At 71.8% G+C, this 17,951-nt stretch carries 17 protein-coding genes and 1 pseudogene; 9 read left to right on the top strand and 9 right to left on the bottom strand.

Going from position 1 to position 17,951, the window contains the following annotated elements; translation table 11 throughout:
• The 4 genes from BM242_RS24100 to BM242_RS24085 all read left to right on the top strand — a co-directional run bounded on the left by BM242_RS24100 (position 1) and on the right by BM242_RS24085 (position 3,511).
• The gene (locus BM242_RS24100) at positions 1–930 is read left to right on the top strand and encodes a F0F1 ATP synthase subunit gamma (RefSeq protein WP_093841024.1); all 930 of its coding nucleotides are present in this window, start codon (positions 1–3) and stop codon (positions 928–930) included.
• A gap of 3 nt (positions 931–933) precedes the next feature.
• Complete coding sequence (gene atpD / locus BM242_RS24095; RefSeq protein WP_093841023.1) at positions 934–2,376, top strand: F0F1 ATP synthase subunit beta; 1,443 nt, start codon at positions 934–936, stop codon at positions 2,374–2,376.
• A 116-nt stretch (positions 2,377–2,492) separates the two neighbouring features.
• Positions 2,493–2,876, top strand: a complete 384-nt coding sequence (locus tag BM242_RS24090) for a F0F1 ATP synthase subunit epsilon (RefSeq protein ID WP_093841022.1) — start codon at positions 2,493–2,495, stop codon at positions 2,874–2,876.
• 188 nt (positions 2,877–3,064) lie between these two features.
• Positions 3,065–3,511 carry a DUF2550 domain-containing protein gene (locus BM242_RS24085; protein ID WP_093841021.1) on the top strand — a complete coding sequence of 149 codons (447 nt, stop codon included), beginning with the start codon at positions 3,065–3,067 and terminating at the stop codon, positions 3,509–3,511.
• Between the two features lie 89 nt (positions 3,512–3,600).
• Here the strand turns inward: BM242_RS24085 and BM242_RS24080 are convergent, their stop codons facing one another.
• The 5 genes from BM242_RS24080 to BM242_RS24060 form a co-directional block, all read right to left on the bottom strand.
• The gene (locus tag BM242_RS24080) at positions 3,601–5,214 is read right to left on the bottom strand and encodes a glycosyl hydrolase family 18 protein (protein ID WP_425443926.1); all 1,614 of its coding nucleotides are present in this window, start codon (positions 5,212–5,214) and stop codon (positions 3,601–3,603) included.
• 290 nt (positions 5,215–5,504) lie between these two features.
• The gene (locus tag BM242_RS24075; RefSeq protein ID WP_093841020.1) at positions 5,505–5,873 is read right to left on the bottom strand and encodes a hypothetical protein; all 369 of its coding nucleotides are present in this window, start codon (positions 5,871–5,873) and stop codon (positions 5,505–5,507) included.
• A 101-nt stretch (positions 5,874–5,974) separates the two neighbouring features.
• Positions 5,975–6,709: an SDR family NAD(P)-dependent oxidoreductase gene (locus BM242_RS24070; protein ID WP_093841019.1), complete on the bottom strand. Its 735-nt coding sequence runs from the start codon at positions 6,707–6,709 to the stop codon at positions 5,975–5,977.
• A gap of 162 nt (positions 6,710–6,871) precedes the next feature.
• A complete protein-coding gene (locus tag BM242_RS24065; RefSeq protein WP_425443925.1) occupies positions 6,872–8,497 on the bottom strand; it encodes a glycosyl hydrolase family 18 protein in 1,626 nt (541 codons plus the stop codon).
• A gap of 302 nt (positions 8,498–8,799) precedes the next feature.
• Entirely contained in the window at positions 8,800–9,537 is a 738-nt protein-coding gene (locus BM242_RS24060; RefSeq protein ID WP_093841017.1) for an SDR family NAD(P)-dependent oxidoreductase, read from the bottom strand.
• 83 nt (positions 9,538–9,620) lie between these two features.
• Between BM242_RS24060 and BM242_RS24055 the strand changes: the two genes are divergently transcribed.
• Positions 9,621–10,304, top strand: a complete 684-nt coding sequence (locus BM242_RS24055; protein ID WP_093841016.1) for a TetR/AcrR family transcriptional regulator — start codon at positions 9,621–9,623, stop codon at positions 10,302–10,304.
• On the opposite strand, the gene BM242_RS24050 is transcribed toward BM242_RS24055, so the two are convergent.
• Positions 10,301–10,801: a rhodanese-like domain-containing protein gene (locus BM242_RS24050; RefSeq protein ID WP_217652580.1), complete on the bottom strand. Its 501-nt coding sequence runs from the start codon at positions 10,799–10,801 to the stop codon at positions 10,301–10,303. The genes BM242_RS24055 and BM242_RS24050 overlap by 4 nt on opposite strands.
• Positions 10,802–10,933: 132 nt before the next feature.
• A pseudogene (locus BM242_RS24045) lies at positions 10,934–11,521 on the bottom strand (LuxR C-terminal-related transcriptional regulator); the annotation flags it as partial.
• Here BM242_RS24045 and BM242_RS24040 point away from each other — a divergent pair.
• Entirely contained in the window at positions 11,462–12,064 is a 603-nt protein-coding gene (locus tag BM242_RS24040) for a hypothetical protein (RefSeq protein WP_245834468.1), read from the top strand. The pseudogene BM242_RS24045 and the gene BM242_RS24040 sit on opposite strands and share 60 nt — an antisense overlap.
• Before the next feature lie 33 nt (positions 12,065–12,097).
• On the opposite strand, the gene BM242_RS24035 is transcribed toward BM242_RS24040, so the two are convergent.
• Positions 12,098–12,670 (bottom strand): cob(I)yrinic acid a,c-diamide adenosyltransferase, encoded by a 573-nt coding sequence (locus BM242_RS24035; protein ID WP_093841014.1) that lies wholly within the window; start codon positions 12,668–12,670, stop codon positions 12,098–12,100.
• Positions 12,671–12,918: 248 nt separating this feature from the next.
• On the opposite strand from BM242_RS24035, the gene BM242_RS24030 reads away from it, so the two are divergent.
• From BM242_RS24030 to BM242_RS24020, 3 genes are all read left to right on the top strand, one after another.
• Positions 12,919–13,782: a 3-hydroxyacyl-CoA dehydrogenase family protein gene (locus tag BM242_RS24030; RefSeq protein WP_093841013.1), complete on the top strand. Its 864-nt coding sequence runs from the start codon at positions 12,919–12,921 to the stop codon at positions 13,780–13,782.
• 193 nt (positions 13,783–13,975) lie between these two features.
• Positions 13,976–14,269: an STAS domain-containing protein gene (locus tag BM242_RS24025; protein WP_093841012.1), complete on the top strand. Its 294-nt coding sequence runs from the start codon at positions 13,976–13,978 to the stop codon at positions 14,267–14,269.
• A 118-nt stretch (positions 14,270–14,387) separates the two neighbouring features.
• Positions 14,388–16,985 carry an ATP-binding protein gene (locus tag BM242_RS24020; RefSeq protein ID WP_093841011.1) on the top strand — a complete coding sequence of 866 codons (2,598 nt, stop codon included), beginning with the start codon at positions 14,388–14,390 and terminating at the stop codon, positions 16,983–16,985.
• 22 nt (positions 16,986–17,007) lie between these two features.
• Here BM242_RS24020 and nucS read toward each other — a convergent pair whose 3' ends face one another.
• Positions 17,008–17,700: an endonuclease NucS gene (gene nucS, locus BM242_RS24015; RefSeq protein WP_093841010.1), complete on the bottom strand. Its 693-nt coding sequence runs from the start codon at positions 17,698–17,700 to the stop codon at positions 17,008–17,010.
• Between the last annotated feature and the right edge of the window lie 251 nt (positions 17,701–17,951).

Below are 17,951 nucleotides of genomic sequence, written 5' to 3'. Positions count from 1 at the left end.
ATGGGAGCGCAGCTCAGGGTCTACAAGCGGCGGATCAAATCCGTCACCGCGACCAAGAAGATCACCCGGGCGATGGAGATGATCGCCGCCTCGCGCATCCTCAAGGCACAGCGCAGGGTGAACGCCTCCACGCCGTACGCCGACGAGCTGACCAAGGCGGTCACCGCGGTGGCCGCCTCGTCCGACGTCAAGCACCCGCTCACCACCGAGGTGGACCGGCCGCGCCGGGCCGCGGTGCTGCTGATCACCAGCGACCGCGGACTGGCCGGCGGGTACAACAGCAACGCCATCAAGGCGGCGGAGCATCTCACCTCCGCCCTGGTGGCGCGCGGCCTGGAGGTCGACCACTATGTGGTGGGCCGCAAGGGCGTGGGCTACTACAACTTCCGGGAGCGGCCGATCGCCGAGTCCTGGACGGGCTTCTCCGACAGCCCGGAGTACGCCGACGCCAAGGCGGTGGCCGCGCCGCTGCTCGCCGCCGTGGAGAAGAAGACCGAGGACGGCGGGGTGGACGAGATCCACATCGTCTACACCGAGTTCGTCTCCATGCTCACCCAGCGTCCGGAGCAGCTCCGGCTGCTGCCGCTGACCTTCAGCACCTCGGCCGAGGAGTCGGCCGAGACCTTTGTGAAGGGACGCGAGGCGCACCCGCTCTACGAGTTCGAGCCGAGCCCGGAGCAGGTGCTGAACGCGCTGCTGCCGCGCTATGTCGAGAGCCGGATCTACAACGCCCTGCTGCAGTCGGCGGCCTCCAAGCACGCTGCCACCCGCCGGGCGATGAAGTCGGCCACCGACAACGCCGAGGAGCTCATCCGGACCCTGACGCGCCTTGCCAACCAGGCCCGTCAGGCCGACATCACCCAGGAAATCAGCGAGATCGTCGGTGGCGCCAACGCCCTGGCCGACGCGACCGCGGGGAGTGACAGGTAATCCATGACTACTGCTACTGAGACGGCCACGGCGGCGGGCCGCGTCGCCCGGGTCATCGGTCCGGTCGTCGACGTGGAGTTCCCCGTCGACGCGATGCCCGACATGTACAACGCCCTGACGGTCCAGGTCCCGGACCCGGCCGCCGAGGGCGAGACCAAGACGCTGACCCTGGAGGTCGCCCAGCACCTCGGTGAGGGCCTGGTGCGCGCCATCGCCATGGAGCCCACCGACGGCCTGGTCCGCCAGGCCCCGGTGACCGACAGCGGCAAGGGCATCTCGGTGCCGGTCGGCGATGTCACCAAGGGCCGGGTGTTCAACGTGCTCGGCAAGGTGCTCAACGAGCCCGAGGCCGAGAGCGAGATCACCGAGCGCTGGGAGATCCACCGCCAGGCCCCGGCCTTCGACCAGCTCGAGTCCAAGACCGAGATGTTCGAGACCGGCCTGAAGGTCGTGGACCTGCTCACCCCGTACGTCAAGGGCGGCAAGATCGGCCTGTTCGGCGGCGCCGGAGTGGGCAAGACGGTGCTCATCCAGGAGATGATCATCCGGGTGGCCCGGCTGCACGAGGGCGTGTCGGTGTTCGCCGGTGTGGGCGAGCGGACCCGTGAGGGCAACGACCTGATCCACGAGATGGCGGACTCCGGGGTGCTCCCGCAGACCGCCCTGGTCTTCGGCCAGATGGACGAGCCCCCGGGGACCCGGCTGCGCATCGCCCTGGCCGGCCTGACCATGGCCGAGTACTTCCGGGACGTCCAGAAGCAGGACGTGCTGTTCTTCATCGACAACATCTTCCGCTTCACCCAGGCCGGTTCCGAGGTGTCCACCCTGCTGGGCCGCATGCCCTCCGCGGTGGGCTACCAGCCGAACCTGGCGGACGAGATGGGTCAGCTCCAGGAGCGGATCACCTCCACCCGCGGTCACTCCATCACCTCCATGCAGGCGATCTATGTGCCCGCGGACGACCTGACCGACCCGGCGCCGGCCACCACCTTCGCCCACCTGGACGCCACCACGGTGCTGTCCCGGCCGATCTCGGAGAAGGGCATCTACCCGGCGGTGGACCCGCTGGACTCCACCTCCCGGATCCTGGACCCGCGGTTCATCTCCGAGGACCACTACCAGTGCGCCACCCGGGTGAAGGGGATCCTGCAGAAGTACAAGGACCTCCAGGACATCATCGCCATTCTCGGTATCGACGAGCTCTCGGAAGAGGACAAGCTCACGGTGAGCCGGGCCCGCCGGATCGAGCGCTTCCTGTCGCAGAACACCCACGCGGCGAAGCAGTTCACCGGTCTGGACGGCTCCGATGTGCCGCTGGACGAGTCGATCGCCGCGTTCAACGCGATCGCGGACGGCGAGTTCGACCACTTCCCGGAGCAGGCGTTCTTCATGTGCGGCGGTCTGGACGACCTGAAGGCCGCGGCCAAGCGGCTCGGCGTCTCCTGACGGCGCCACCGAACCCCCGGCGGGCGCGGGGCATCCGGCCGGTTGCGGCCGGGATGCCGGACCGTGCGCCGTGCGTGCCCCGCACCCGCCGCCATCCCTAGCCGAGAGGAACCATCGTGGCTGAGCTGCACGTCGAGCTGGTCGCCGCGGACCGCAAGGTGTGGTCGGGCGAGGCCGGCCTGGTCGTCGCGCGCACCACGGCCGGCGACATCGGGATCATGCCGGGCCACCAGCCGTACCTGGGTGTGCTGGAGACCGGGCCGGTGACCATCCGGACGACGGGTGAGACCGGTGAGGGCACGGTGGTCGCCGCGGTGCACGGCGGTTTCCTGTCCTACACGGACGGTAAGCTGTCGCTGCTGGCGGAGACCGCCGAGCTGGCGGACGAGATCGATGTCGCGCGCGCGGAACGGGCGCTGGAGGAGGCCAGGGCCGAGACCGACGCCTCCGCCGAGCGGCGCGCGGCGGTCCGCCTGGAGGCGGCTGCCGTCGCCCGCTGAGGACCACCCGGAGAACAGATGCCCGGGGAGCGCCGTGACGCGTGATGCGTGCAACATCATGTGGAGCGGCGCTCATGGTCATCCGTCCCCCATTATCGAGGGAACACATCTGACGGTCTGCCGTCCGGCCCATCCGGCACCACGGGTGACGGCGCGGGCGGCGCAACGGAGGCGAGGAGGTCGGCGGGATGGTCCTCGCTCTGACGGTGTGCGGCGCGGCCCTGGCGCTGATACTTCTGGGCCTGCTCGCCTTCGGCGTGCGCCGGCGCGTGATCCAGCGGGCGGGCGGCACCTTCGACTGCTCGGCGCGCTGGAAGGCGCCGGTGGCGGGCGAGTCCACGGGCAAGGGCTGGATCTACGGCGTGGCCCGCTACAACGGCGACCACATCGAGTGGTTCCGGGTGTTCTCCTACGCCTTCCGCCCCCGGATGGTGCTGGAGCGCGATCTGATCCAGGTCCGGGAGCGCCGTCGCCCGCACGGTGACGAGGAACTCGCCCTGCTGCCCGGCGCCATGGTCCTCACCTGCCGTCACGACACCCGGGATCTGGAGCTCGCCATGAGCGAGGACGCCCTCACCGGTTTCCTCGCCTGGCTGGAGGCCGCCCCGCCGGGCCACCGGGTCAACGTCGCCTGAGCAGCTTCCCCCGGCGGGCATGGAGCAGCCGGGGAGACGGCGGGCGGGTCCGTCTCCCCGGCTGCGGCCTGTGGTGCTGCCGGGGCCGGTCAGTCGAGGCCGTTGTTGATGGCGGTGATGAGTTCGCCGTTGGCGGTGTCGCCGCTGAGTTCCCAGAACATGGCGCCGGCCAGGCCCTGCTGCTGGACGTAGTCCATCTTTCCGGCGATGGTCTGCGGGGTGTCGTAGCTCCACCAGTTGGAGCCGCAGTGGGCGTAGGCGGTGCCGGCGATCAGCCCGGTGGCGGGGCAGGAGTTCCTGAGCACCTTGTAGTCCTCGATGCCCTGCTCATAGGTGCCGGGCGCCGGGCCGGTGGCGGTGCCGCCGGGGGCGGACTGGGTGACGCCGGTCCAGCCGCGGCCGTAGAAGCCGATGCCGAGCGTGAGCTTGGCCGCCGGGACGCCCTTGGCCTTGAGCTTCTGGATGGCGGCGTCGGCGTTGAACCCGGCCTGCGGAATGCCGCTGTAGGAGTGCAGCGGGGAGTGCGGGGCGGTCGGGCCCTGGGCGGCCCAGGCGCCGAAGAAGTCGTAGGTCATGACGTGCAGATAGTCCGCGTACTGGGCGCCGCCCGCGTAGTCGGCGGCGTCGATCTTGCCGCCGGAGGAGGCGTCCGCGGTGATCGCGGCGGTGACCAGCTCATTGCCGAAGACCTGGCGGAAGGCCCGCATCATGTCCTCGAAGACCTCCGGCCCGCTGGTGTCGCAGGACAGGCCGCAGGCGTTGGGGTACTCCCAGTCGAGGTCGATGCCGTCGAACAGGCCGTCCCAGCGCGGGTCGTGCACCAGGTCGTAGCAGGACCGGGCGAACGCGGCCGGGTTCTGCATGGCCTCGCCGAAGCCGCCGGACCAGGTCCAGCCGCCGAAGGACCACACGATCTTCAGATGCGGGTGCTTCTCCTTGAGCTTCATGAGCTGGTTGAAGTTGCCGCGCAGCGGCTGGTCCCAGGTGTCGGCGACGCCGTCCACGCTGTCGGCCGCGGTGTACGCCTTGTCGATGGCGGCATAGGAGTCGCCCATGACGCAGCGCCCGTTGGTCACATTGCCGAAGGCGTAGTTGATGTGGGTCAGCTTGGCCGCCGAGCCGGAGGTGTCGATGTTCTTGACGTGGTAGTTGCGGCCGTAGACGCCCCACTCGGTGAAGTAGCCGACATTGACCTGGTCGGTCGGCGGCTCGCCGTTGCCCCCGGTGGTGCCGCCGTCCGTGGTCCCGCCGTCCGTGGTGCCGCCGTCGGTCGTTCCTCCGTCGGTGGTGCCGCCGTCGGTCGTTCCTCCGTCCGTCGTTCCTCCGTCGGTGGTGCCGCCGTTGGTGGTGCCGCCGTCCGTGCCGCCCCCGCCGTCACAGGGCTCGCCGTTGATGGTGCAGCCGCTCGGGTTGCCGTTGCCGCTGCCGGAGAAGCCGACGGTGGCGGACTGGCCCGGTGCCAGGGTGCCGTTCCAGCTCGCGTTGGTGACCGTGTAGTGGTTGCCGCTGGTGGTCAGCACCCCGTTCCAGAGTGAGCCGACGCTGGTGCCGGAGGGGAAGTCCCACTCCAGGGTCCAGCCGTCGAGCGAGGAGCCGCCGGTGTTGGTGATGGTCCATTGCCCGGTGAAGCCGGTGTCCCACTCCGACACCTTGGCGAAGGTCGCGGAGGCGGTGGCCGCCTGGGCCGGACTGGCCAGCAGCACCAGGCCGGTGACCGGCAGCGCGAGCACGGCCAGCAGCGCGACCAGCCGGCGCCGGATCCGCGGGCCGTGCGGTGGGGTGTGGGGGGCTCTGCGCCACAGGACGGGAAGCCGTGCTGAGATCCTTGATTTCAAGGGAACTCCCGGAGTCGGTCGGACAGATCTGGGGGAATCTGCGCCGCCCGTGAGCGCGCGGCAGGCATTGTTGTCATGGCGCGCTCACAGCAGATATCCGGGAGCGTAAAGAGGTCTGGACCAGTGGTCAAGAGGTCTGGACCAAAATGGTCGCGGCGTCAGGTCAGCGCCTCGCCGAGCCGGCCGACCGGTGCCAGCACGGCCCCCGTCGCCGGGCAGGTCCAGTGCGGGTCGGGCCCGAGTTCCGGCTGCACATCAAGGCAGTGCGGGGTCTCCTGGCCGTGCACCGTGCAGCGCGGGCACGCGGGCCACCGCCCGGCCGTCTCCAGCAGCGCGTCCTGTATGTCCTGGGCCAGCAGACCGGGCACAAAGGCGGCGCCTTCCGGCCACTGGCCCACCCACCAGCGCCGGTGGGCCAGGGCCGCGTCCAGCCTGGACACCACCTCGGCCCGGTCCAGCCCGCAGGCCCGCAGATCCGCCAGTACCAGTGCCCGCGCCGTCCACAGCGCCGCTTCCGTATCCTCCACACCGCCAGTCTCCCGGAACTGTCCGGTTTCCGGCCTCGGCGGAGCTCCGGCGGGCATCCGGGTCTGGGACTCCCGGCCGCCGGAGGCGTCCGTCGCCGGTGCTACAGGCCGCCGGAGACGCGGAGGACGGCACCGGTGGTGTAGGAGGCGTCGTCGGAGAGCAGCCAGGAGACGGCGCCGGCGATCTCCTCGGGCCGGCCGGCGCGGCCCATGGGGATGATCCTGGCGACCTTGGCGGGGCGCTCGGGGTCCTCGTGGAAGGCCGTCCAGACGGTGCCGGGGGCCACGCAGTTGACCCGGATGCCCTCGGCCGCGACCTCCTTGGCCAGCCCGGTCGTCATGGCGTCCACGGCGGCCTTGGCGGCGGCATAGTGCACATACTGGCCCGGGCTGCCGAGGGTGGCGGCGGTGGAGGAGATGCTGACGATGGCACCGCCTGTGCCGTTGCGGTTCATGTCGCGGATCGCGCGGCGGGCGCAGAGCAGATAGCCGAGCACGTTCACCTCCAGGGCGCGGCGCATGCCCTCGGCGTCGGCGTCGGCGAGGCGGCCGTTGGGGCCGCTGACGCCCGCGTTGTTGACCAGGCCGGTGACCGGGCCGAGCCCGGCGGCGGTGTCGAAGAGGCGGTCGACGGCGGCCTCGTCGGCGACGTCCATCGGCACGGTCAGGCACCTGCGGCCGGCCTGCCGGACGTCGGAGGCGACGGCCTCGGCGGAGGCGTGGTCGGCACGGTAGCCGATCACCAGATGGTGTCCGTCGGCCGCCAGCCGGCGGCAGATCGCCGCCCCGATGCCCCGGCTTCCGCCGCTGACGACGGTCACTCGCTCCTGGCTCACAACGGCCTCCTCGGTGTGGGACGAACGGCGGTGTGATCATGACACGCGGCCCGGGGGAGTACGGTTCGGCGGGCGGGCCCGGACAGGCCCGGACCCCGGGCGGCCGGCGGCTGCCGTCCCGGGGTCCGGTGCATGCGTGGGCTGTGCCGTGCCGCTACCGGTTCACTGCGTCAGGCCGGTGTGCATGGCGGTGATGAGCTCGCCGTCGGCGGTGTCGCCGTTCAGCTCCCAGAAGAAGGCGCCGCCCAGGCCCTGCTGCCTGGCATAGGCCATCTTGGCGCGGATGGTCTCCGGGGTGTCGTAGCTCCACCATTCGCTGCCGCACTTGGCGTAGGCGGTGCCCGCGATGGTACCGGTGGCCGGGCAGCGGGCGGCCAGGACCTTGTAGTCCTCGATGCCCTGCTCATAGGTGCCGGGCGCCGGGCCGGTGGCGGAGCCGCCGGGCTCGGCCTGGCCGACGCCGGTCCAGCCGCGGCCGTAGAAGCCGATGCCCAGCAGCAGCTTTCTGGCGGGCACGCCCTGCGCCTTGAGCTTCTGGATGGCCTGGTCGGCGGTGAAGCCGTCCTGCGGGATGCCGTCGTACGGGGTGAGCGGGGAGTGCGGGGCGGTCGGGCCCTGGGCCGCCCAGGCGCCGAAGAAGTCGTAGGCCATGACCGAGATGTAGTCGGCGTACTCGGCTCCGTAGCCGTAGTCGGAGGCGTCGATCTTGCCGCCGGCCGAGGCGTCGGCGGTGATGGCGGCGGTGACGAGCTGATCGCCGAAGGCGGCGCGGAACGCCTTCATCATGTCGCCGAAGGCGCGCGGGCCGCTGGTGTCGCACTTCTCGCCGCAGGCGTTGGGGTATTCCCAGTCCAGGTCGATGCCGTCGAAGACGCCGTCCCAGCGCGGGTCGTTGACCAGCTCGTAGCAGGACCGGGCGAACGCCGCCGGGTTCTGCATGGCCTCGCCGAAGCCGCCGGACCAGGTCCAGCCGCCGAAGGACCAGAGGACCTTCAGATGCGGGTACTGCTCCTTCAGCTTCTTGAGCTGGTTGAAGTTGCCGCGCAGCGGCTGGTCCCAGGTGTCGGCGACGCCGTCCACGCTCTCGGCCGCGGTGAACGCCTTGTCGGTGGCGGCGTAGGCGTCGCCCATCACGCACTTGCCGCCCTGGACGTTGCCGAAGGCGTAGTTGATGTGGGTGAGCTTCTCGGCGGAGCCGGAGGCCGCGATGTTCCTGACCTGGTAGTCGCGCTGGTAGATGCCCCACTCGGTGAAGTAGCCGAGGTTGACATGGGCGCCCGGTTCGACCGGGTCGGGGTCGGGGTCCGTGCCGCCGGTGGTGCCGCCCGAGTCGGTCCCGCCGTCGGTGGTCCCGCCGTCCGCCGAGCCGCCGCCGTCGGTGGTGCCGCCGTCGGTGGTGCCCCCGGTCGGGTCGGGGTCCACCGGGTCGCCCGCGCAGGGGCGGCCGTTGATGGTGCAGTTCAGCGGCTCGCCGTCGCCGGTGGCGCCGAAGCCCACGGTGGCCGTGGCGCCCGGGGCCAGCGTCCCGTTCCAGCTCTCATGGGTGACGGTGTAGTGGTCGCCGTCCCGGGTCATGACCCCGTTCCACAGGGAGGTGACCTCGGTGCCGGAGGGGAAGTCCCACTCCAGGGTCCAGCCCTCGGTGGGCGTGTCGGTGCCGTTCTCGATGATCCACTGGCCGTTGAAGCCGGTGTCCCAGGCCGATCCCTTGGCGTATGCGGCGGTGACCTCGCCCGCCGCGCCCGCGTTGCCTGCCAGGACGACGATGCCGCCCAGTGGTACGGCCAGTGCCGCGGCGACGGCGACAAGTCTCGCCTTGAGTCTGCTCCTGGCCCGTGTGCCCTTGCTCAACGGTGCTCCTGTGTCCGGATGATGCGAAAGGAAGCGGCGTTACCGGTGCGAACGCCGTCCGACGCCACCGGACAGTAGAGAGGTCCAGACCACTGGGCAAGGGTCTGGACCTCTCTTGAGGCGGGCATAAGGCTCGGTTAAGAATTCCGGAACCGCCGGGAAGCCCGCGGCCACGCTCTCCTTGCCGGGAGTGCGCCCCATCGCTGCGGGGGAACCGGATGCGCGCCACCGGCCGTCGTTCAGGCCCGGATGTAGCCGCCGTCGGCGAAGAGTTCGGCGCCGGTGACGAACGACGAGGCGTCCGAAGCCAGGAAGAGGGCGGCGTCGGCGATTTCCGTGGCGTCGGCCAGCCGTCCCAGTGGCACGACGGCCTCGGCGAACCGGTCGGCGTCCGGCCCCGCGGCGCGCAGCAGGCCGGGGGTCCGCGTGGGTCCCGGGCTGAGCACGTTGACCCGGAACCGGCGCTGTCGTGACTGCCGGGCCCAGTTGTGCACGAGGTTGCTCAATGCCGCCTTCGAGGCGCTGTAGACCTCGAGCTGTTCATTGGGGCGCACGCTGTTGCTGGAGCCGATGACCAGGATGGAGGCGCTCTCCGCCAGGAGCGGGAGTGCCTTCTGGACGGTGAACAGCGGGCCCTTGACGTTGACGGCGAGCGTCAGGTCGACGTTCGCCTCGGTGTGGGCGCCGAGCGCGGCGTCCGCGACGACTCCCGCGTTGGCCACCAGCACGTCGATGCGTCCGGCCTCCTCGCGGACTCGCGCGTAGAGCGCGTCCAGGTCGGCCAGGACCGAGACATCGGATCGTACGCCGGTGGCCGCCGGGCCCATCTCCTTGACCGCCGCTTCGAGGCGGTCGATGTCCCGGCCGGTCACGAAGACCCGTGCACCCTCCCCGGCGAAGCGGTGGGCGATGGCCAGCCCGATCCCGCTGCTCCCGCCGGTGATCACGGCCACCTTCTCCTGCAGCACGCCTGGCATGTCGAACCCTTCGATTGTGGAATGGATCGTCCATAACGTAGGCGGTAATGGACGATCGAGTCAAGAATGACTAGGCTGAGGCCATGCCGAGACCACGCGCATTCGACGAACGCCAGGCCCTGGAGCGGGCCAGGGAACAGTTCTGGGCGACCGGCTATGCGGGAACCCGGATGGACGACATCGCCCGGGCGACCGGTCTGGGCAAGGGCAGCCTGTACGGCGCATTCGGCGACAAGGGCAGGCTGTTCCACCGGGTGTTCGACGACTGGTGCACCGCAGTCGTCGAGGTGGCCGAAGGGCGGCTGACCGGCGGCCCGGACGCCGAGGCCCTGGCCCGGCTGTCGGGATACCTGCACCTCATGGCGGCGAACACCGCCTCCGACACCGAGCGCCGCGGGTGCCTGCTGGCCAAGGGGACGGCGGAACTGGCCCAGCACGATCCGACGGTCGCCGGACGGTCGGCCGAGACCATGACGGCACTGCTGACCCTGCTGCGGATGGAGATCAGCGCCGCCCAGCGCCACGGCGACATCGACAGCACTGCGGATCCGGAGCGGCTGGCGGCACTGCTGCTGACCGTGGTCCGCGGTATCGAGGCGGTGGGCAAGGCCGGTCTGGCCCCGGAGACGCTGCGGAACATCGCAGACACCGCACTGGCGGTCCTGCCCCGCCCGAAGGGCCGAAACGCCTCGCCGCCGGACGCAGACCGGCCCGCACGAACCAACGTGGGGCCCTCACGGCCACATGACCCGCCGGGCAGTGCCTAGCAGCCGCACGTCACCGCGGCGACCGGAGCGGTGAGCGGGTCCGCGGCACGGCGCTCGGTGCCGGTGTCGGTCGCCACCGGGAGGCCCTCGCGGATCCAGTACTCCATCCCGCCGATCATCTCCTTCACCCGGTAGCCGAGGCGGGCGAGCGCCAGCGCGGCGCGGGTCGCGCCGTCACAGGCCGGCCCCCAGCAGTAGGTGATCACCGGCACGGCGGGGTCCAGCAGGTCCCCGGCGCGTGCCGGGATGTCCGCGGTCGGCAGGTGCACGGCGCCCGGGATGCGGCCCTGCGCCCAGCTCGCGGACGAGCGCGAGTCGGCCAGCACAAAGCCCGGCGCCCCGGATTCCAGCGACAGGTGCACATCGCTGACATCGGCCTGGAACGTCAGCCGGGAGAGGAAGAACGCGGCGGCCTCGGCCGGCCCGGCGGCCGGCACCCGCAGGGCGGGGCTCACCGAAGGGCCGGAAGCAGCGGCGGAGGCGAAGGTCTCGGTCATGGGGAAGACGCTACGCTGAGTAGTCGGCCGGCGGAAGAAAAGAACCCCGGACATCCGGCGGGAAGGCCAGGGATCGACCGGTACTCGGGGCCCGCGGCCGGAGTTTCCCCGGCGGTCCGGCAGCATGGGCGCTCACAGGCCGAGATCCTGGGCCAGGATGGCGGCCTGCACCCGGCTGCGCAGGCCCAGCTTGCGCAGCAGCCGGCTGGCGTGCGTCTTCACGGTGGCCTCGGCCATGCCCAGACGGGCGGCGATCTCGGCGTTGGACAGGCCCGCGCCGACCAGGGCCAGCACCTCCCGCTCCCGCGGGGTGAGCGGGGCCAGGGCCGCGGCCGGGGCCGCGGGCCGCGGCGCGCCCGGATCCGGGCGGCGGGCGAACTCGGCGATCAGACGGCGGGTGACGGCCGGTGAGATCAGGCCGTCCCCGGCGGCCACCGTGCGGACGGCGTCGATGAGGGCGTCCGCCTCGGTGTCCTTGAGCAGAAAGCCCGACGCACCGGCCCGCAGCGCACCGAAGACATACTCGTCCAGATCAAAGGTGGTCAGCACCAGGACGTCGGCGAGCCGCCCGGCCACCGCCCGTCGGGTCGCGGTCAGGCCGTCCAGCCGCGGCATCTGAATGTCCATCAGCAGCACGTCCGGGCGGTGTTCCCGCGCGGCGTGCAGCGCCTCCTCGCCGTCCGCGGCCTCGGCGACCACCTCGATGTCCCCGGCGCTGCGGCGGAGACCGGATTCTGGGTGGTGCTGGCCGCCGGGCTGACCGTGCGCTACGTGCTGCGGCGGGAGCGGGCCGGCCGGGTGCTGCTGTACTCGCTGCCGCTGATCGATCTGCTGCTGCTCACCGCCACCGCCGTCGATCTGGCGCACGGTGCCGAGCCCTCGGCCGGGCACGGGCTGGCCGCGCTCTACCTCGGTTTCACGGTGGCCTACGGGCACACCGTGATCGCCTGGGCCGACGCCCGGTTCGCGTACCGTTTCGCGGGCGGCCCGCCGCCGCCCGGGCCGCCGAAGTACGGTCTGGCCCGCGCCCGGCACGAGGCGCGGCTGTGGCTGCTGACCCTGGGCGCGGTGGCGATCGCGCTGCCCGTGCTGGAGGGGCTGATCCTGGTCACGGCGGACTCCGGCGGGGCGGACGGCGGGGCGGAGGTGCTGCGCGGCTGGCAGGCGCGGGCGCTGGTGGCCCTGGTGGTGCACGGGCTGATCGCGCTCAGCTATGCGGTCTTCCCCAAGCAGGCGCCGAAGACCGCCGACCGGGCCGGCTGAGCCCGGGGCGGCGGCCGTGCGGGCGGCCCGGGCTCAGCGGTTCTCGCCGGGCACCCACAGCACGTCGCCGTGCTCCTTGTTGGCCGTGCGGGCCAGGATGAACAGCAGGTCGGAGAGGCGGTTGAGATAGGTGGCGGTGAGCTGGTTCATGGTCTCGCCGTGCTCCTGAAGCGCGGCCCAGGTGGACCGCTCGGCGCGGCGGATCACCGTGGTCGCCTGATGCAGCAGCGCGGCCCCCGGGGTCCCGCCCGGCAGGATGAAGCTGCGCAGTTTTTCCAGGTCCGCCAGGAAGCGGTCGCAGTCCGCCTCCAGTTTGTCGATATAGCTCTGTGCCACCCGCAGCGGCGGGTATTCGGGGTTCTCGGTCACCGGGGTGGCCAGGTCCGCGCCCACGTCGAAGAGGTCGTTCTGGATCCGGACCAGTACGGTCCGCACCTCCTCGGGCAGCTCGCCCAGGGCCAGCGCGGTGCCGATCACCGCATTGCCCTCGTTGACGTCGGCATAGGCGGCGATCCGCAGATCGGTCTTGTCGGTGCGGCTCATGTCGCCCAGCGCCGTGGTGCCCTGATCGCCGGTCCGGGTGTAGATGCGGGTGAGATTGACCATGCGCGGAAGCCTAGAGCGCGGCCCGGGGACATGACAGCACCCTTCGGCTGTCCAGGATGTGAGACGTGACGCGTGTCTCCATCTCTCCCCATGGAGGGCTCACGGCCGATAGATTCCCGCCGGGAGGCGGTCGCTGTGCGAGCGTGAACATCCGCGCCTTTGCGGCCCGGACGCGCGCGTCCGGGCCGGGCAGGGGCCGTTGCGACGAATGCACCGAAGAACCCGGAGCAGAACCCGGAGAAAAGGGGATGTACGTGGCCAGGGGTAGGAAGCTCGCCGTCATCGGGGCCGGACTCATGGGGTCCGGCATCGCGCAGGTCGCCGCCCAGGCGGGCTGGGATGTGGTGCTGCGCGATGTCACCGGGGACGCCCTGGCCCGCGGCCGGGCGGGCATCGAGCGCTCCCTGGAGCGCTTCACCGCCAAGGGCACCCTCGGGACGGCCGACGCCGAGGCCGCCGTGGGCCGGATCACCACCACCACCGAACTGGAGGCCGCGGCCGACGCGGACATCGTGGTGGAGGCCGTCTTCGAGCGGCTCGACATCAAGCAGGAGGTGTTCCGCGCCCTTGACCGGCTGGTCAAGGACGAGGCCGTGCTGGCCACCAACACCTCCGCCATCCCGATCACCAAGATCGCCGCGGCGACCAGCCGTCCGGAGCGGGTGGTGGGCACCCACTTCTTCTCCCCGGTGCCGATGATGACCCTGTGCGAGCTGGTGCGCGGACTGCGGACCGGCGACGAAGCCCTGGCCGCCGCCCGGGAGTTCGCCGAGTCCACCGGCAAAACCTGCATCGTCGTCAACCGTGATGTGGCGGGGTTCGTCACCACCCGGCTGATCTCCGCCCTGGTGGTGGAGGCCACCAGGCTCTACGAGTCGGGGGTGGCCACCGCCGAGGACATCGATCTGGCCTGCAAGCTGGGCTTCGGCCACGCCATGGGCCCGCTGGCCACCGCCGATCTGACCGGCGTGGACATCCTGCTGCACGCGGCGGAGAACATCTACACCGAATCCCAGGACGAGAAGTTCGCCCCTCCGGAGCTGATGCGCCGCATGGTGGACGCGGGCGACATCGGCCGCAAGAGCGGACGCGGCTTCTACCCGTACGACTGACCGGGACGACGGAGCGGGGCCGGCCGGAAGAGACACCGCACACCGTGCGGCTCCGGTCTGGATATCACACGGAAGAGTGAATCTGATATCGGATCAGCCACATGGGGCAACTTTTCCGCCAAGGACTCCGTCACAACTAGACGACACAAACGGACGTGGAGCGGTGCGGCACGAGCAGTCTGGGGAGCGCGATATGCACATCAAGGGCGACCACGCCGAGCTGGTCGTCGGGGGACGCCTGGACGTGCGCAATGCCGCGGACGCCCGCATGGCGCTCCACAACGCCCTGGACGCGGGCCAGGGCGATCTGGTGCTGGATCTGGGGGAGCTGGACTCCTGGGACGCCACCGGCCTCGGGGTGATCATGGGCGCGCACCGCCGCGCCGGCCGCTGCGGGCGGCGGCTGGTGCTCCGGGAGGTGCCGCCGCAGATGCGGCGGGTCCTGGTCGCCACCCGCCTGCACCGTATCCTCACCATCGCGCCGTGAGGCTGTAAGGGGGTTCCCCCCGGCCCCGGCGGGGGTGTGTGGTGATACGACTGATGACTGTTCCACCCGCACCGCACATCCACCGTCGCGTTGTTCTTGGTGAGTAGGGATAGACAGGATGGACGCCAACCACTCGTCCCCGCAGTCCCGGGGCCGGTCCGGAGCGCAGGACGCCCCGGAGGAGACCGAGGGTGCCGCCGAGCGCGTGGTCGAGCTGGTGGCGGGGGATTTCCTGCTCACCCTCAACCCGGTCGACGGCAGCCAGATAGAACCCTGTCCGCCCAGCCGGCGCCCGATATCCCCGCGCCGCTTCCCCGAGATAGCGGACGTCTTCTCCGGCCCCGCGCACCCCCCGCTGCTGGAACGCGAGGAGGAGCGGGAACGTCTCACCCGGCTGATCGGCCGGGGCCGCTCCGTCCGGCTCACCGGCCCCTCCGGCACCGGCCGCACCGCCCTGCTGGCCGCCGTGGCCCGCGAGTGCGGTGATCTGGCGCCCGACGGCGTGATCCGCCTCAGCGGCCACCGCCGCACGCTCACCGACCTCAAGCACGAACTCTACGCGGCCATCCATCTGGCCGGCGGCTACCGCCCGGGCCCGGCCGAACTGCACACCGCGCTGCGCGAAATCGGCGCGGTGGTGATCGTCGACGACATTGAGTTCGGCGGCAGCGCCCTGGACGAACTGCTGGACGCCACCCCCGAGTGCGCCTATCTGATCTCCGCCACCCCGGGGACGCCGGCGCCGGCCGGCGAGTCCCGGATGGAAGAGGTCTTCCTCGCGGGCATCAGCCGCACCGGCTGCCTGGAGCTGCTGGAACAGCTTGTGGAGCGCCCGCTCACCGACGCCGAGGCCGACTGGGCGGCGGATCTGTGGTTCGCCTGCGAGGGGCTGCCGCTGCGTTTCGTCCAAGCCGGAACGCTTCTGCGCCAGCGCGACCATCAGATCGGCGGACTGGACGCGCCCGCTCTCGCCACGATCCGCTCCCCGGCGCTGTCCCTGGTCACCGACGGCGGCCTCACCGAGGCCGCCCGCGAGATGCTGCGGGTCGCCTTCGCGCTCGGCGGCGAACTGCCCGGTCTGAACCAGCTGCCCGCGCTCACCGCGGACAACGACGCCGCCACCGCACAGGCCCTGCTGGCCGACGCCGGCCTGATCACCCGCTCCGGGGACAACTACCGGCTGGCCGCGGGCGTCGCCGAGGACCTGGCGGGTGCCGGCTTCGCCGAGGGCGCCGCCGGCCGTGCGCTCACCGCCGCCCAGCACTACACCTGGTGGCTGGGACAGCTCTCCCCGGCCGCGGTCGCCGCCCGCGACGACAGCGGCGAGGACGGCGGGGGAGTGGCCGCCGAGATCGCCGCCGAGACGGGGGTGCTGCTGGCCGTGGTGCAGGCCGCCCAGCGGGCCGGCCACGGCTCGGCGGTCTCCGCACTGGCCCGTACCGCCGCCGGACTGCTCGCCGCCACACTGCGCTGGAGTGCCTGGGAGCGGGTGCTGCGCACCGGCCAGGAGGCCGCCCGGGCGGCCGGACTCGTCGCCGACCAGGCCTATTTCCACCACGAGCTGGGTGTGCTGGCCATCTGCCAGGGGCAGCCGGACCGGGCACGGGCGGAGCTGGAGGCCTCCATCGCGCTGCGCAGTGTCCTGGCGGACAACGGCGGCGTGCACGCCGGGCGCCGCGCGCTGGTGCTCGCCGAGGACCTGTCCCGGCCGGCGCTGCCGGCCGGGACGTCCGGCGCCGCCCGGCCGGCAGCGCTGCCGCCCGGCACCGGCGGGGCGGACGGCGCCGCCCCCGGCGCGGAGCCGACGGGCGGGACACCCGGCGCGGAGGACGTCACCGAACTGCTGGAGCCGGTGCACGGCCCGTTCCCCGGCCCCGACGCGGACCCGGACGCGGCGGACGGCGGGCGCCGCCCGGGCCTGAAGGGCCTGGCGGTCACCGGCACCCGGCGCAACGCGGCGGCGGCCGGTGCCGGAGCACTGCTGCTCGCGGTCCTGGGCGCGGTGGTCACCCTGGGCCTGACCTCGCAGGACGCCGAGGCCCCGACCGACGACACGCTGCCCGGCCCGACGCTCACCGATCCGGACGACGACGCCCAGGACGACGGCATGACCGGCGACGCCTCCGACAGCTCCACCAGCCGCCCGCCCTCCGACACCGCCGAACCGAGCGAAAGCGAAGAGACGACGGACGGCGAGACCGCCGGCTCCGACGACAGCGACGGCGGCACGGCAACCACCGGCACATCCGGTACCTCGGGTGGCACCGGCGGCGGCTCCACCGACGGCGGCTCGTCGTCGACGGCGGGTTCCTCCTCGTCCACCTCCGGCGGCTCGGACTCCGGCTCCACCAGCACACCCACCCCTCCCGGAACCCCGACCACGGGCAGTCCGACCACCACGGGCGGCTCCGGTGATCCGGGAGGCACCGGCACGGGTTCCGATGGCGGCACGGACGCCGGTGCGGACGGCGGGACCGACGAGGGCGCGGACGGCGGAACCGATGAGGGCGCGGGCGGGGGCACGGACGCCGGTGCCGATGGCGGCACGGACGCCGGTGCCGACGGCGGGACCGACGAGGGCGCGGACGGCGGGACCGACGAGGGCGCGGATGGCGGTGCTGACGGCGGGACCGACGAGGGGAGCGAGGGCGGCACCACCGTCTCGTCCGGCCCGTCCCCGGACCCGACGGACAGCGGCGAGCCGGCGCTCGTCTGAATCCGCGCCTGGAGCGGCGGGCTCAGAAGAGGCGGAGTTTGTCGTCCTCGATGCCGCGGAGGGCGTCGTAGTCGAGGGTGACGCAGCGGATGCCGCGGTCGTGGGCCAGTACCCGGGCCTGCGGCTTGATCTCCTGAGCGGCGAACACCCCCTGCACCGGCGCCAGACGGGGATCGCGGTTCAGCAGCTCCAGATAGCGGGTGAGCTGCTCCACTCCGTCGATCTCGCCGCGGCGCTTGATCTCCACCGCCACTGTGCCGCCCTCGGCGTCCTTGCCCAGGATGTCCACCGGGCCGATGGCCGTGGGGTACTCGCGCCGGATCAGCGTGTAGCCGTCGCCCAGCGTCTCCATCCGGTCGGCCAGCAGTTCCTGGAGATGGGCCTCCACGCCGTCCTTCACCAGGCCCGGGTCCACGCCCAGCTCGTGCGTGGAGTCGTGCAGGACCTCCGCCATTGTGATGATCAATTTTTCGCCCGCTTTGTTCTCCACCGTCCACACCACCGGTTCGGGGCCGCCGCCGTCGCCCCCCGCGGGCTCCGCCACCTTCAGGGTGCACGGCGGGGACATCCAGTTGAGTGGCTTGTAGGCGCGGTCGTCGGCATGGATGGACACCGACTGATCGGCCTTCACCAAGATCAGACGGGGCGCCATGGGCAGATGGGCGGTGAGCCGGCCGGCGTAGTCGACGGAACAGCGGGCGATGACAAGACGCATGATGGATCACGCTACTGGACGAGTGCCCCGGGGCGCGACGCCGGACCCCGGTCCGGCCGTTGCCCCGGTGGTCAGGGATATGGCTGGGATTGGCGTGATTCAAAGCTGGCGAGTTATGTGCCCATTCCACTGACATCGCGACCGGGCCGCACTTACCGTTGGTCCGGGTGTCGCCGACCGGGTTCACGCGATGACGCGGTGGCAGGCGGCGATGCCGATCCCGTCCGTCAGACCCCCGTGGCGGGGGTCCG

This window comes from Streptomyces aidingensis (genome assembly GCF_900112355.1).
In the GTDB taxonomy this organism is placed as follows: Bacteria; Actinomycetota; Actinomycetes; order Streptomycetales; family Streptomycetaceae; genus Streptomyces; species Streptomyces aidingensis.
Note: the sequence above shows the minus strand (reverse complement) of the source record. Positions and strands in the feature narration are given on the sequence as shown.

What these genes read in the sequence shown, in the direction of transcription:
- BM242_RS24100 (WP_093841024.1), top strand. Translation starts at nt 1, where the DNA reads ATGGGAGCGCAGCTCAGGGTCTACAAGCGGCGGATCAAATCCGTCACC.
- atpD (WP_093841023.1), top strand. Translation starts at nt 934, where the DNA reads ATGACTACTGCTACTGAGACGGCCACGGCGGCGGGCCGCGTCGCCCGG.
- BM242_RS24085 (WP_093841021.1), top strand. Translation starts at nt 3,065, where the DNA reads ATGGTCCTCGCTCTGACGGTGTGCGGCGCGGCCCTGGCGCTGATACTT.
- BM242_RS24060 (WP_093841017.1), bottom strand. Translation starts at nt 9,537, where the DNA reads ATGCCAGGCGTGCTGCAGGAGAAGGTGGCCGTGATCACCGGCGGGAGC.
- BM242_RS24055 (WP_093841016.1), top strand. Translation starts at nt 9,621, where the DNA reads ATGCCGAGACCACGCGCATTCGACGAACGCCAGGCCCTGGAGCGGGCC.
- BM242_RS24050 (WP_217652580.1), bottom strand. Translation starts at nt 10,801, where the DNA reads ATGACCGAGACCTTCGCCTCCGCCGCTGCTTCCGGCCCTTCGGTGAGC.
- BM242_RS24035 (WP_093841014.1), bottom strand. Translation starts at nt 12,670, where the DNA reads ATGGTCAATCTCACCCGCATCTACACCCGGACCGGCGATCAGGGCACC.
- BM242_RS24030 (WP_093841013.1), top strand. Translation starts at nt 12,919, where the DNA reads ATGTACGTGGCCAGGGGTAGGAAGCTCGCCGTCATCGGGGCCGGACTC.
- BM242_RS24025 (WP_093841012.1), top strand. Translation starts at nt 13,976, where the DNA reads ATGCACATCAAGGGCGACCACGCCGAGCTGGTCGTCGGGGGACGCCTG.
- BM242_RS24020 (WP_093841011.1), top strand. Translation starts at nt 14,388, where the DNA reads ATGGACGCCAACCACTCGTCCCCGCAGTCCCGGGGCCGGTCCGGAGCG.
- nucS (WP_093841010.1), bottom strand. Translation starts at nt 17,700, where the DNA reads ATGCGTCTTGTCATCGCCCGCTGTTCCGTCGACTACGCCGGCCGGCTC.